12 protein-coding genes are annotated in these 13,685 nt (G+C 65.9%); 4 read left to right on the top strand and 8 right to left on the bottom strand.

All coding sequences use genetic code 11. The features are described 5' to 3' along the window. Nucleotides 1–2 precede the first annotated feature (2 nt). Entirely contained in the window at nucleotides 3–593 is a 591-nt protein-coding gene (locus JQ604_RS10225) for a polysaccharide biosynthesis/export family protein (protein WP_212356141.1), read from the bottom strand. Nucleotides 594–779: 186 nt separating this feature from the next. On the opposite strand from JQ604_RS10225, the gene JQ604_RS10220 reads away from it, so the two are divergent. After that, a complete protein-coding gene (locus JQ604_RS10220) occupies nucleotides 780–3,029 on the top strand; it encodes a GumC family protein (protein ID WP_212356138.1) in 2,250 nt (749 codons plus the stop codon). Between the two features lie 26 nt (nucleotides 3,030–3,055). Here JQ604_RS10220 and JQ604_RS10215 read toward each other — a convergent pair whose 3' ends face one another. Then, entirely contained in the window at nucleotides 3,056–4,384 is a 1,329-nt protein-coding gene (locus JQ604_RS10215) for an MFS transporter (RefSeq protein WP_349631086.1), read from the bottom strand. Nucleotides 4,385–4,559: 175 nt separating this feature from the next. Between JQ604_RS10215 and JQ604_RS10210 the strand changes: the two genes are divergently transcribed. Next, the gene (locus JQ604_RS10210; RefSeq protein ID WP_212356135.1) at nucleotides 4,560–5,486 is read left to right on the top strand and encodes a LysR family transcriptional regulator; all 927 of its coding nucleotides are present in this window, start codon (nucleotides 4,560–4,562) and stop codon (nucleotides 5,484–5,486) included. Here the strand turns inward: JQ604_RS10210 and JQ604_RS10205 are convergent. Then, complete coding sequence (locus JQ604_RS10205; RefSeq protein ID WP_212356133.1) at nucleotides 5,483–6,670, bottom strand: GNAT family N-acetyltransferase; 1,188 nt, start codon at nucleotides 6,668–6,670, stop codon at nucleotides 5,483–5,485. The two genes, JQ604_RS10210 and JQ604_RS10205, sit on opposite strands and share 4 nt — an antisense overlap. A gap of 169 nt (nucleotides 6,671–6,839) precedes the next feature. Here JQ604_RS10205 and JQ604_RS10200 point away from each other — a divergent pair, with 169 nt between their 5' ends. Beyond that, nucleotides 6,840–7,853, top strand: coding sequence for a polysaccharide deacetylase family protein (locus tag JQ604_RS10200; protein ID WP_433996241.1), 1,014 nt, complete (start codon nucleotides 6,840–6,842; stop codon nucleotides 7,851–7,853). 60 nt (nucleotides 7,854–7,913) lie between these two features. Here the strand turns inward: JQ604_RS10200 and JQ604_RS10195 are convergent, their stop codons facing one another. After that, nucleotides 7,914–8,123 carry a DUF2842 domain-containing protein gene (locus JQ604_RS10195; RefSeq protein WP_212356122.1) on the bottom strand — a complete coding sequence of 70 codons (210 nt, stop codon included), beginning with the start codon at nucleotides 8,121–8,123 and terminating at the stop codon, nucleotides 7,914–7,916. A 92-nt stretch (nucleotides 8,124–8,215) separates the two neighbouring features. Here JQ604_RS10195 and JQ604_RS10190 point away from each other — a divergent pair, with 92 nt between their 5' ends. Next, the gene (locus JQ604_RS10190) at nucleotides 8,216–9,298 is read left to right on the top strand and encodes a COX15/CtaA family protein (protein WP_212356119.1); all 1,083 of its coding nucleotides are present in this window, start codon (nucleotides 8,216–8,218) and stop codon (nucleotides 9,296–9,298) included. Here the strand turns inward: JQ604_RS10190 and nadC are convergent. Genes nadC through JQ604_RS10170 form a run of 4 tightly spaced genes read right to left on the bottom strand, consistent with a single transcriptional unit; the run spans nucleotide 9,289 to nucleotide 13,678 of the window. Then, nucleotides 9,289–10,140 (bottom strand): carboxylating nicotinate-nucleotide diphosphorylase, encoded by an 852-nt coding sequence (nadC, locus tag JQ604_RS10185; protein WP_212356117.1) that lies wholly within the window; start codon nucleotides 10,138–10,140, stop codon nucleotides 9,289–9,291. The genes JQ604_RS10190 and nadC overlap by 10 nt on opposite strands. Then, on the bottom strand, nucleotides 10,137–11,684 hold the full coding sequence (locus tag JQ604_RS10180; RefSeq protein ID WP_212356115.1) for an L-aspartate oxidase: 1,548 nt from the start codon (nucleotides 11,682–11,684) through the stop codon (nucleotides 10,137–10,139). Before JQ604_RS10180 ends, nadC begins: the two co-directional genes overlap by 4 nt. Next, nucleotides 11,681–12,667 carry a quinolinate synthase NadA gene (gene nadA / locus JQ604_RS10175; protein WP_212356112.1) on the bottom strand — a complete coding sequence of 329 codons (987 nt, stop codon included), beginning with the start codon at nucleotides 12,665–12,667 and terminating at the stop codon, nucleotides 11,681–11,683. Before nadA ends, JQ604_RS10180 begins: the two co-directional genes overlap by 4 nt. 54 nt (nucleotides 12,668–12,721) lie before the next feature. Beyond that, nucleotides 12,722–13,678, bottom strand: coding sequence for an NUDIX hydrolase (locus JQ604_RS10170; RefSeq protein ID WP_212356109.1), 957 nt, complete (start codon nucleotides 13,676–13,678; stop codon nucleotides 12,722–12,724). Nucleotides 13,679–13,685 lie beyond the last annotated feature (7 nt).

Here is a 13,685-nt window from a genome sequence, read left to right as displayed (position 1 = left end):
GCTCAGAACCAGCGTTCGCCGACGAACACGGTGTCGCCCGGGCTGATCGGCGTGCCCAGCGGCACGACGAAGCGTCCGGCGCCGGAAGCGTCAGTGTGGGTGAGGGTGACACGGTCGCGCTTGGCGCGGGGCGAGAAGCCGCCGGCGATCGCCACCGCGCTCTCGACCGTCATGTTCGGCACGTAGGGATATTGGCCGGGTGCTGCGACCTCGCCGAGGATGAAGAACGGCCGATACGATTCGATCTCGACGGCGACCGAAGGCTCGCGGATGAAGCCGCCGCGCAGCTTGGCCGAGATTTCTGCGGCAAGCCCTGATGGCGTGCGACCGCGCGCCGGCACGCTGCCGATCAGCGGCATGGTGATCGAGCCCGCGGCGTCGATCGCATAGGTGTTGGTGAGGCCTTCCTGGCCATAGACGACGACGCGCAGCCTGTCGCCGGCGTCGAGATGATAGGCGCCGTCGAACGGCACGGGCGCCGGCTGGGCATAGGCGACGGCCATCGGGGCGGGGGCGACAGACATCGTCTGCACGCAGCCCGACAGCGCGAGCGCAGCAACCAGACAGACAATGGGGGTGCGCAGGCCGCGCATTTCAAAGAATCCTGGGACCAATAACGGGTCCGATTAACGGCTGTCATGGTTAACAAAGCGTCACCGCGCGCTGGCTCGCCGCGGCGGTTTCGCCTGTGAAATGAGTCAATTAACCCAGCGGCAACCTTAATGGAGTGTAATCGGCCGGGTTCACGCAGAGAGTCGTGGCGTCCGCGGGAGTGTGCGATGCGTTTGGCGTTTTGGCAAAAGGGCAAGGACAAGGCCGTGGTGAAGCGGGCGCTGTCGAAGCCCGTGCCGGCTGTCATCAAGGCGGCTCCCGTTTCCGAATCCGGCGATCTCGATCTCCATGCGCTCGGCCAGGCGTTGGTGCGCAAGCGGAATTGGATCATCGTCCCGACTTTGCTGGCGCTGACGGTGTCGCTCGTCGCCGTCAATATGGTCACCCCGCGCTACAAGTCGGAAGTGCGCATCCTCGTCGATGGCCGCGAGAACGTCTTCCTGCGCCCCAACGGCGAGCGCGACCAGGGGGAGCGCTCCGGCCCCGACGCCGAAGCGGTGACGAGCCAGGTGCAGCTGTTGCAGTCGCGCGATCTCGCCCGCGAGATCATCAAGAAGAACAAGCTGGCCGAACGTCCCGAATTCGATCCGGTGCTGCAGGGCTTCTCGCCGGTGAAGTCGCTGCTGGCGCTGGTCGGCATCGGCCGCGATCCGTTCTCGCTGACGCCGGAAGAGCGGGTGCTGGAAGCCTATTATGATCGCTTCACGGCCTACGCCGTCGACAAGTCGCGCGTCATCGTGATCGAATTCCAGTCGCGCGATCCGGAGCTCGCCGCGCGCGTCGCCAATTCGATCGGCGAGGGCTATCTGGTGCTGCAGCAATCGGCGCGGCAGGATCAGGCCAAGTCGGCCACCACCTGGCTGTCGGGCGAGATCGAAAACCTGCGCAAGAAGGTCGCGGAGGCCGATGCCCGGGTCGAGGATTTCCGCTCGAAGTCCGGCCTGTTCGTCGGCACCAACAACACCACGCTGTCCAACCAGCAGATGGGCGAGCTCAACACCCAGCTCAACAATGCGCGCGCGCTGAAGGCCGACACCGAGACCAAGGCACGGCTGATCCGTGAGATGGTCCAGAGCAACAAGCCGATCGAAGCCTCCGAGGTGCTGAATTCGGAGCTGATCCGCCGCCTGTCCGAGCAGCGCGTGACCCTGCGCGCGCAGCTCGCCGAGCAGTCCTCGACGCTGCTCGACGGCCATCCCCGCATCAAGGAATTGAAAGCACAGCTCGCCGATCTCGACCGGCAGTTGCGTGACGAGGCGAGCAAGGTGTCGCGCTCGCTCGACAATGACGCCCGCGTCGCCGGCGGCCGGGTCGAGGCGCTCACGGCGAGCCTCGACCAGCTGAAGAAGCAGGCGTCCTCGAACAACGGCCAGGACGTGCAGCTCCGCGCGCTGGAGCGTGAGGCCAAGGCGCAGCGCGACCTGCTCGAATCCTATCTGGCGAAGTATCGCGAGGCTGCGGCCCGCGAGAACATCGAGACGGCGCCAGCCGATGGCCGCATCATCTCGCGCGCCACCGTCTCCAACCTGCCGGCCTATCCGAAGAAGCTGCCGATCATGCTGATCGCGACGCTGGCGACGCTGCTGCTCTCCTCGGGCATCATCATCACCGGCGAGCTGTTGCGCATGACCGCGCCGCGCGGCGTGCGGACGCCGGCCCGCGCACCGGTTCGTGCCCCTGTCGTCGAGGCGGCGATCGAGCCGGAGCCCGAGTTCGAGATCGAGCACACCTCGGAGGAGGTCGTGCCCGAGCCGGTCGAAATCGAGCGCGTCGTGAGCCCACCTGTCGCGCCGGAGCCCGTCATGGCCAAAACCATCGGCGAGATCGAGCAACTGGCCGAGACGCTGTGCGCGGCCGGTCCCGCCGCCCACAAGGTCACGATCCTCGGCACCGCCTCGGCCGAAGGCATCACGTTGACCGCGCTGACGCTGGCGCGCCTGATGGGCCGCCAGGCCAGGGTCGTGGTGGTCGATCTCGTCGCGTCCTCGCCGACCATGACGGCGGTCGCGGTCGATCCTGCCGCGCCCGGCCTTGCCGAGCTGATGCAAGGCGAGGCCTCGTTCGCAGAGATCATCACCCGCGACAAGCTCTCGCGGGTTCACCTCGTCAGCGCCGGCCGCCCCGGCTTCGATCGCAGCCAGCTGCAGTCGCCGCGGTTGACGCTCGCCATCGACGCGCTGCTGCGTGTCTACGATCACGTGCTGCTCGACGCCGGCGCCGCCGCCGACCTCCCGGCGGAGCTGCTCACCACGCATGCCCGCGCGGTGGTGGTGCCCGATGCGTCGATGGCGCAGGCCGCCCGCACCCAGATGTGCGACCAGCTCCGGGCGGTTGGCTTCTCCGAGGTGACGATGCTGAGCAAGCCGCGCCAGTCATCGGACACTGTCGAGCCCGGGCCGCGCGTGGTCGCGGCCTGAACTCCGCCGTCAGAGCACGCGTCCCATCAGTGTGCCATCGCGGGCTGGGCCATGCTGCGCTCGAAGGCTGCGTCGATCCGTAGCCGCAGTGCGACGATCGCGCCGAGCAATCCCATCGCGGCCAGCAACAGCATTCCTGCGGTGAAGCCGCCGGTCAGGTCCTTCAGATAGCCCATTGCGAACGGGCCGGCGAAACCTGAGAGATTGCCGAGCGAGTTGATGGCGGCGATACCGGCTGCGGCTGACGCGCCGGTCAGGATGCTGGCGGGCATCGGCCAGAACATCGGCGGCACCGCTGAGACGCCGATCTGCGCGAGGCATAGCAGGCCCACGATCAGCACCGGACTGGACACAAGTCCGGCTGCGGCGATCCCGACGGCGGCAAGCGTGAGGGCGCCTGCGACGTGCATCTTCCGCTCGCCGGTGCGATCGGAATGACGTCCGAGCACCACCATGCCGATGGCGCCGAACACGAAGGGCAGGGCGGCGATGAAGCCGGTCTGGGTGTCGGTGACGCCGAACGCCTTGATGATGGTCGGCAGGAAGAAGGCGATGCCGTAGGATGCCGCATTGAGGCAGAAATACACCAGAGCGCAGGCAAGGATGCGCATGTCGGTCAGCGCCTGCATCATCGAGATGTGCTCGACCGCCTCCTTCTTCTGCCGCTCGTAGTCGAGCGTGGTCTGGATCCACGCGACCTCGTCAGCCTCGAGCCAGCTCGCCTCGCGCGGGAAATCGATCAGGAAGACCAGCACGCCGAAGCCGACCAGGATCGACGGCAGTGCCTCGCAGACGAACAGCCACTGCCAGCCCGCCAGTCCCCAGCCCTCGAGGTTGAGCAGCAGGCCGGAGATCGGCGCGCCGATGATGCTCGATATCGGGATCGCCAGCATGAACAGGCTGATGACGCGGGCGCGATAGGCGGCGGGAAACCAGAGCGTCAGATAGAAGATGATGCCGGGAAAGAAGCCGGCCTCGCAGGCGCCGAGCAGCAGGCGAAGGAAGTAGAAGATCCATTCGTTCGACAGTCCGGTTGCCGCGGACATCGACGGGATGAAGGCGAACGCAGCAGAGACGATGCCCCAGCTGATCATGATCCGGGCGATCCAGCGTCGCGCGCCGAACCGTTCCAGCAGGATGTTGGAGGGCACCTCGAAGAAGAAATAGCCGATGAAGAACAGGCCGGCGCCGAGGCCGTAGGCGGCTTCGCTCAACCCGAGCGAGGCGTTCATGTGCAGCTTGGCGAAGCCGACATTGACGCGGTCGAGGTAGGCCACGAAGTAGCACAGGATCAGGAACGGGATCAGCCGCCGCATGATCTTGCCGATGGCGCGTTTCTCTACGGTATCGGTCACGTTTCATCCCCTGTTTTTATATCTCGTGCCCGATCAGGGCCGCCTTGCAACCGGCGGGTTCATTGTTGTGTAATCCACGGCGTGGTGGCTAATGGCATTTCGGAATGGAGCCACGGCGATTTGGTCATGTCGCAGCGCGACATGACCAGGGAACCGCAGGGATGAACACCGCGCCGTGATCAGGGATCTCAAACTGCGCCAGTTGCGCCTGCTGGTCGCGCTCGACAGCGAACGCAAGCTGCAGGCGGCCGCCGAGCGGCTGAATATCACCCAATCGGCAGCCTCGAAGATGCTGGCCGAGATCGAGGCGTTGGCGCGGGTTCCGCTGTTTGAGCGCACCGCGCGCGGTGTGGAGCCTACGGCTTACGGCTCGATCCTGATTCGCGGCGGGAAGAGCGTGCTGGCCGACCTCGATAAGGTCACGGACGAATTCGCGGGCTACAAGTCGGGCGAACTCGGCACGGTCTCCATTGGAACGGTCGCCAGGCCTTGCGCCGATCTCGTCATCGACGTCATCGATTACCTCGGCAAGAAGCATCAGCGTGTGAACATCTCACTCGATGTCAGCACCAGTCCGCCGCTGATCGAGCGTTTGCTCGCGCTGGAGTTCGACTTCGTCATTGCCCGGATTCCCGCCGACGTCGACCCGCGCCAATTCGACTATCACGAGATCGGTGCCGAGGAAGCAGCATTGCTGGTTCGCACCGAGCATCCATTGGCCTGCCGGGAGAACGTCGATCTGGCCGACATGGTCGACCAGCAGTGGATTTGCCAGCCGCCGGAATCCTTCATGCGCCAGGCGCTGGAGCGGCTGTTCTACAGCCGCGGCGTGACGCCGCCCCGGCGCATCATCAACACCGAGTCGTTTCTCGCATCCGTCGGCATCGCGGCAGGGATCGATGCCATCGTGCCCGTGCCGATGCTCGTGTTCGACCTGGTCGATCCGCAGCGCTTCAAGATGCTGCGGATCAGGGACAGGCTGATGCTGGAGAGTTATGGACTGATCAGGCTGCGCAAGCGCACGCTCTCGCCGGCCGCCATGCTGGTGTTCGACGCGATGATGCGGTTCAGCGCGCCTGCGGATAAGGCGACTGAGTCTTAGCGGAACATGCTGCGCAGGTTCTGCGCGATCTCGAACAGGGCCGGGTTGTGCTTGACCGTCCGCTTGGCGCGGTTGACGGTGGACATGAGGCCGCCGGCCAACTTGCCGCGCAGGCTGAGCGGCACGAAGCTGTCGAAGATCACCTCGTCGTCCTTGCAGAACAGCCGCTTGTACTCGTCCGAGCCGATGCCGAGATCGAAGGCGCGATAGTGATTGGCCGAGTAATGATCGATGATGTCGCGCATCAGGATCAGGCCGGGGCTGAACTTCGAATTCGCTGACATCGTGTAGGTGTTGAACATCATCGAGAAGCGATGGCCGTCGGCGACTCCCGCGAAGATCGCGATCACCTCCTCGTCGCATTCGAGCGCGTGGATGTCGATGACGTGGCGGTCGCCGAGCGGGGTCATGCAGGCGGCGCGGATGAACTGCTCGATGCCGGGCTCGGCGAACACGTCGGGCAGCTTCTGCTCGGCCATGCGCTGCGGCTTGACGCGGAAGAACCAGTCGAGCAGGCGGGAGATGTCGGCGCTCTCGGTCGCCAGATAGGAGCGATAGCCGGCCAGCGGCTGCAGCTTGCGCTCCTTGCCCTTGAGGCGGCGGCGGAACGAATTGCTGATCAGCGTGGCGGGCGCAGCGTCCGGCTCCATCACGAGCAGCGGGCAATCGTTGACCGAGGGCTGGTGCGGCAACAGCGCCATCGGATTCGGTAGGTCCTGCCAGCGCTTTGGCTGCTGATGCAACGACAGCACGTCGACGCGCGAGCGCTCGGCGATCGCCTTGACCAGCACGTCGAGATCGGCGGCGGTCGCATTCGCTGCGAAGTCGCGGTCGCACAGCGCCATGTTGAAAGTCGAATGCTTGCCGCCCATGAAGCAGGCGACGCGGGCGCCGGATTGGCTGTGGGTCGCAAGCGGCAGCAGCAGCAACGGCCGGCGCTCGCTGTCATGGGCCACGACGATGAAGGGGCTGAGGCCCTCGCGCTCGCCGACCTGCCGCTGCCAGGAGCTAAGGAAGTCGAAGCGCTGATAGGGCGTATAGGCGTGAGCGGGGGTCTCGAAGCCGCGCCAGGTCGCCTCGGCAGCAGTGAGATCGTGGAAGATGTCGACGCCGGCGATGCGGATCGGCTTCGACCAAGCGCCTGCCTCTGCCGTCTGGCGCTGGACTACCGCGGCCATGGCCATATTCGACCCCGTTCTTTGTAATTAATTGTTTACAGTTTTCGGCTCCAGCGGACCTTCGCAGGGAAATGTCAACAAAGAGTAATAACAATGGAACCGCGGCGCGTAGGGAACCGGCCGTAGTGGGGACGGGACCTTGGCAACGGACGGCGGTATATGGCAGCGGGCACAGATGGAGCTCGCCTGGTTCAGCGGGTCGTTCCGCCTGAAGCCGCGCGAGACCGGCGGCGCCGGCGTCATCCTGCGCTTCGAGCGCGTTCGTCCAGCCCGCTCGGGTGCATTCCAGCCGCTGAAGTCGCGTGAGATCACGCCAAAATTTCTGGACCGCACCATTCGGGCGCTGAAGCGCTGGCGATACGACATCGTCGACCTCGACGAGGCTTGCCGCAGGGCGGTGACGCTGCCGGAGCGGCGGCGCTTCGCTTGCCTGACCTTCGACGGTGCGGCCAAGGACATCATCACGCATGCCTATCCGGTGCTGGCAAAGCACCGCGCGCCCTTCGCGCTCTATTTGCCGACCGCGTTTCCGGACGGCGTCGGCGAAGCCTGGTGGCTGGCGCTGGAGGACATCATCGCGCGCGAGACCCGCATCAGCATGGTGATCGAGCGCAAGGAGCGGCACTTCAAGGTCTGGAGCGCGTCCGAGAAACAGGAGCTGTTCGATTTCCTGTCGAGCTGGCTGCGCGCGATGTCGCCACAGGATCTCTCGTTCGCCATCAACGATCTCTGCAAGCGCTATTCGGTCGATCTCGCCGCCTTGTCGCGCGCGGCATCGATGGATTGGGACGATCTCGCCAGGCTTACGGCCGATCCGATCGTCACGATCGGCAGCGCCACCGTGAACTATCCGGTGCTGGCCAATGCGAAGGACGCGGATGCGCAGCGCGAGATGGCGATGGGCAAGGCGGTCGGCGAGGCGGCATTCCACCGCAACATCCAGCATTTCGCGTTTCCGTTCGGCGACCGCGAGTCCTTCGATCGGCGGCACGTGGTGATGGCGGAGCAGGCCGGATTTTCCAGCGCGGTGTCAACGATCCCAGGGATCGTGGAAGCGCAGGGACGCACCAATCTCCACGCGCTGCCGCGCGTCGCCTGGGACGGCCGGCAGCGCTCGCTCCGCATGATGCGGGTGCTGCTGTCAGGGATGATGTTCGCGCCGGTGCTGCCGACGCAGCATGGTCGCTAAAGCGTTTTCAAGCGAAGTGGGGACCGGTTCGCGTTAAGAAAACGCGTCAGACAAAAGGCCCTAAACGCGGTCGGCGCGCTGCATCCAGGCCACGATCGGCATCGCGGGCAATACCCAGCCAAGGCCCGCGACCACGTAGAAGATCGCCTGCAACAGTCCCGAATTGGCCAGCCACGGCGTCTGCGCCACCGTCATGCCGAGCAGCGACCAGACGAAGACCAGCACGAGCAGCGCGATGGTTCCAAGGAATTTGCGGGTTCGGATGGTCATAAGGGCCTGTAAAACTCGTGATCTCTGCGGCGCTTGCGCGCGGCGAGCGGCGGACTATAAGGGGCCCGAAAATCCAATCAAGCCAGGGCGAAATGACCGGTATTTCCGCAAAGACCACGCATCCCCGCGCCGTCAGGCTGTGGCTGTTTTCGGTCGCGGCCCTGATCGCGCTGATGGTGCTGGTCGGCGGCGCGACGCGGCTGACCGAGTCCGGGCTCTCGATCGTGGAATGGAAGCCGGTCACCGGCGCGCTGCCGCCGATGACGGAGGCGCAATGGAGCGACGCCTTCGAGGGCTACAAGCAGATCCCGCAATATCGCGAGCTCAATTCCGGCATGACGCTGTCGGAGTTCAAGACCATCTTCTGGTGGGAGTGGAGCCATCGCCTGCTCGGGCGCGTGATCGGCGTCGCCTATTTCCTGCCGTTCCTGTTCTTCCTGTGGCGCGGCGCGCTCGGCGGCGAGTTGAAGCGGCGGCTGTGGCTGATCTTCGGCCTTGGCGCCCTGCAGGGCGCGGTCGGCTGGTGGATGGTGGCCTCCGGCCTGTCGCAGCGGGTCGAAGTGTCGCAGTACCGGTTGGCGACGCATCTGGTGCTGGCGCTCCTGATCTTTGCCGCGATCGTCTGGACGCTGCGACGGCTGACCGAGCGGCCGCAAGCGGTCGCCTCGCTGCGGCTGAAGGTCACGAGCGCCGTGCTGCTGGGGCTGACCTTCGTGCAGCTCTATTTCGGTGCGCTGGTGGCGGGCCTGCGTGCAGGACGCGTCTACAACACCTGGCCGTCGATCGACGGCGCGTTCATTCCGTCCGCCGACCGGCTGTGGTTCGAGACGCCGTGGTGGCGCAACCTGTTCGACAACACGCTGACGGTGCAGTTCGAGCACCGCATGACCGCCTATCTGCTGTTCGCGCTGGCGATCTTCCATGCCATCGACGCCGTGACGTCGCGGGCAGGGAAGGCGGTCGTCGCGGGCGCGTGGTGGCTGGTCGCGGCAATCACCGTGCAAGCCACGCTCGGCATCCTGACGCTGCTGCATCAGGTGCCGATCGATCTTGCGCTGACTCATCAAGCGGTCGCGATCGTCGTGCTGACGCTCGCGGTGCTGCAGGTCGAGCGCATGTCCGCGCGGCGGACGGAAGTTGATCCAGCAAAACTCGCGCTGCCTGCTCAGGCCTGATAATCCAGCCCGATATCGAGCGCGGCCGAGCTGTGCGTCAGCCAGCCGACCGAGATCAGGTCGACGCCTGTCGCGGCAATCGCCGGCGCTGTCGCCGCAGTGATGCGGCCCGAAGCTTCCGTGATCACCTTGCCATTGGCCATTGCGACGGCGCGCGTGAGTTCATCCGGCGTCATGTTGTCGAGCAGCACAGCATCGACGCCGATCGCCAGCACCTCCTCGAGTTGGGCCAGCGTGTCGACCTCGACCTCGATCTTGACCATGTGGCCGACATTGGCCTTGGCACGTCCGATCGCGGCGTTGATGCCGCCGGCAAGCGCGATGTGGTTGTCCTTGATCAGCACGGCATCGTCGAGCCCGAAGCGATGGTTGCCGCCGCCACCGGCGCGCACCGCGTATTTCTCCAGCGCGCGCAGGCCCGGCGTGGTCTTGCGGGTGCAGACGATCTGGGCCCGCGTGTCTTTCACGGCCGATACGAGCGAGGCCGTTGCGGTGGCGACGCCGCTGAGATGGCAGAGGAAGTTCAGCGCCGTGCGCTCGCCCGTCAGCAGGCTTCGGGCCGGTCCCTCGATGGTGGCGATGACTTGCCCTGGTTCAACTGCGCTGCCGTCCGGCCGCTCGGCGCGAAGCGTGATCGCTGGTGACACCATCTGGAAGGCAGATCGCGCCACGTCGAGGCCGGCGACGACGCCGGGCTGGCGCGCGCGCATCACCAGCGCTGCCTGCTGGTCGGCAGGCACGATGGCGTCGGCGGTGATGTCGCCGGCCCGTCCAAGGTCTTCCAGCAGCGCGGTGCGCACCAGGGGTTCGTAGATCAGCGGCAGCAGAGGATTGAGTGTCATGAGCGGGCGAGCCTCAGATAGGGAGTGTCAGCGATATCGTGCGCAGCGGCGAGCGCATCAGCGAGCGAGAGCTCCGATGGCTTTGCCGAGCGCAGGGTTTCGGGACGGTCGGTGCGGTAGTGTCCGCCGCGGCTCTCTTCGCGCCGGAGCGCAGAGATGGCGATCATCAGGCCGACGATGGCCGGATCGGACGCCGCGCCATTGCCGCGTGCGATCGGGTAGAGCGCGTGGATGGCGTCTGCAATGCCATCACGATCGCGCAATACGCCGAGGCCGCGCGACAGGATGGGTCGGACGACGGATGGATCGGGCGCTGGCGGCAACGTCGCTGCGTCGTGTGAAGTGAGGCGGCCGGCGTTGGCACCGGCAACACTCTCCGCAACCCAGTGCGCGCAGACGATCGCTTCCATCAGCGAATTGCTGGCGAGGCGATTGGCGCCGTGCAGGCCGGTGCGCGCAGCTTCGCCGCAGGCCCAGAGGCCGCGCACCCTGCTGCGTCCTTCGCCGTCCACGGCGATGCCGCCCATGTGGTAGTGCACCGCGGGCCGGATCGGGATCGGATCAATCGCGGGATCGATGCCGGCCATCTTGCAGAACGCGGAGATCACGGGATAGCGCTGCGCGAAGTCTGCGCCGGGATGAGTTCGCGCATCGAGGAACGTCCGATGTCCCTTGGCGCGATGCCGCCACACCGCACGCGCGACGATGTCGCGGGCGGCGAGCTCGGCGCCCGGTTCGTTCGCCATGAAGCGATCGCCGGTCTCGTCGATCAGATGCGCGCCGTCGCCGCGAATTGCCTCGGTGAGCAGCGGCATTGGGCGCGACGGCCCATCGAACGCGGTCGGGTGGAACTGAACGAATTCGAGATCGGACAGCACAGCGCCCGCATGTGCGGCCAGCGCGAGGCCCTGGCCAAAGCAGCCGGAGGGATTGGTGCTGTCGGCAAACAGACCGCCGATGCCACCGGTCGCGATCACGACGCGCTTGGTGGCGAGGACCACCGGCCCGGCCGCGTTCGCGGCGAACACGCCGGCGATGGCGTTGTCCTCGACCATCAGACGACGTGCCTCGACGCCTTCCAGCAGCGTGATCGACGGCGTGCGGCGCACCGCCGCGATCAGCGCGCGCATGATCTCGCGGCCGGTGCCGTCGCCTGTGGCATGTACGATGCGATTGCGGCCGTGGGCGGCTTCGAGGCCGAGCCGCCAGCTGCCGTCCGCGCGCCGGTCGAAGGCGACGCCGAGTGTGGCAAGGCGCTCCACGGCGGCCGGAGCGGCTTCCACGATCCGGCTTGCCGCGGCCTCGTCGCAGAGGCCTGCGCCGGCTGCGATGGTGTCGGCGAGATGCAGGGCAGGGCTGTCGTCCGCACCGACGGCGGCCGCGAAGCCGCCTTGCGCCCACATGCTGGAGGCCTCGGCGCCGAGCGGGGATTTCGACAGCAGCACGACCGGTGTCGGCGCGAGATACAGTGCCGTCATGAGACCTGCGGCGCCGCCGCCGATGATCACGGGCTGGCCGGCGAGTTTGGAGAGATCAATGCTCATGGCGCCAGCATCCTTTCCACGCTCAGCCGCGCGCGATCGGCGATCTCGGGATCGATCGTGACCTCGTGCCGGTTGGTCTCCAGCGCCTGGCGGATGTTCTTCAGCGTGATCCGCTTCATGTGCGGGCAGAGATTGCAGGGCCGCACGAACTCCAAATCGGGATGAGAGGCTGCGATGTTGTCGCTCATCGAACATTCCGTCAGCAGCACGACGCGCGGCGGACGTTTCGTCTCGACGTAATCGGACATCGCTGCGGTCGAGCCGGCGAAATCAGCCTCGGCCACGACATCGGGCGGGCATTCCGGATGCGCCAGGATGGTGATGCCGGGATGTCCTTCGCGCAGCTCGCGGACATCGGCGGCAGTGAAGAGCTCGTGCACCTCGCAATGGCCCTTCCAGGCGATGATTTTCGTCGTCGTTTGCCTGGCGATGTTCTGCGCCAGATATTCGTCGGGCAGCATGATGACGCGCTCGACGCCGAGGGATTCGACGACCTTCAGCGCATTGCCCGACGTGCAGCAGATGTCGGATTCCGCCTTCACCGCAGCTGATGTGTTGACGTAGGTGACGATGGGCACGCCGGGATAACGCGCCCGCATCAGGCGCACGTCCTGCGCCGTGATGGAGTCGGCAAGCGAGCAGCCGGCACCGGTGTCGGGGATCAGCACCGTCTTGGCGGGATTGAGCAGTTTTGCGGTTTCGGCCATGAAGTGTACGCCGGCCAGCACGATGATGTCGGCATCGACCTTGGTCGCTTCACGCGCCAGCAGCAGGCTGTCGCCGACGATGTCGGCAACGCCGTGGAAGATCTCCGGCGTCTGGTAGTTGTGCGCCAGCACCACGGCATTGCGGCGGCGCTTCAGCGCGAGGATGGCGTCGACGTCGTCGGCGAAGGTCGCCCATTCGAACGGCGGAATGACGCGTTTGACCCGCTCATAGAGCGGTGCGGTGCGGGCGAGGACGGCGGTATCGAGGTCGGCCATTTATACTCTCCGTGAGCATAAGATGGCTTATACTTATCCTGAGCATAAGGTCTGTCAAGTCCGGGAGAGCGGCAGTTTTGTGCCGGCGACGGCGCGTTCGGCCAGAACGCCATGGCGGAAGCGGAACAGTTTTGCCGGGCGGCCGACGGTGTCGGCGGCCATTGCGCCAGTTTCTTCAACGAGTTCCTGCTGCTCGATGAGGCGGCGGAAATTCTGCTTGTGGACCAGCCGGCCTGCGAGCGCCTCAACACTGCGTTGCAGCTGTAGCAGGGTGAACTCTGAAGGCATCAGCTCGAACACCACCGGCCGGTACTTGATCTTGGCGCGCAGCCGCGCAAGGCCGGTCGCGAGGATGCGGCGGTGATCCGAGGTCATCGGCTTGCCCGGAACGACCGAGGTCTCGCGGCCGTTGCCGCGATTGGCTTCCGGGATCAGTCCGGCCTCGTACAGCAGCTCGTAGCGCTGCAGCACCAGCTCCTCGTTCCAGTCGCGGTTGTCGAGGCCGAAGGTGATGGCACAGCGCTGCCAGCGCTCGCGCTGCAGCGGGGATGAGTCCGCGGACTTCGCCCAGGCTTTCAACCGCGGCGTCAGCAGTTTCGCGATGAAGGGCGGAGCACCGTCGCGGTGGTCTTCCCAGGGGAAATAGTCGTACCAGCCCGACCAGTGCGCCGCGAAGCCGGCGCCGACCTGATCCTCGCGGGTGAGGCCGAGATAGCTAATGGAGATGCTGTGCGGCGCCTTGGCATCGCCGCTGCGGCCGCGATCGGCGAAGGTGTAGAGCTGCTCGAGATAACCAAGCGGGTGGCCGGTCTGCGCCTCCACCCAGGCCCGCAGACCCGTCTGCAACGAACGGTGCGTGAACTCGAACGGCCCGCTCGGCAGCGCACTGCCGCCGGCGATGGTCATGATCTTCGGCGCGCCGTCGGTGACCGCGACCAGCACGGCGACGAGGTCTGCGGTGATCGCATCGACCGAGCGCGATGCGCCTGCTTTGGTTGGTGTTTTCGCCAAGTGATTC

The sequence above is a fragment of the Bradyrhizobium jicamae genome, from assembly GCF_018130695.1.
In the GTDB taxonomy this organism is placed as follows: Bacteria; Pseudomonadota; Alphaproteobacteria; order Rhizobiales; family Xanthobacteraceae; genus Bradyrhizobium; species Bradyrhizobium jicamae_B.
The sequence above is the reverse complement of the archived record's forward strand: the minus strand, read 5'-3'. Positions and strand labels throughout refer to the sequence as shown.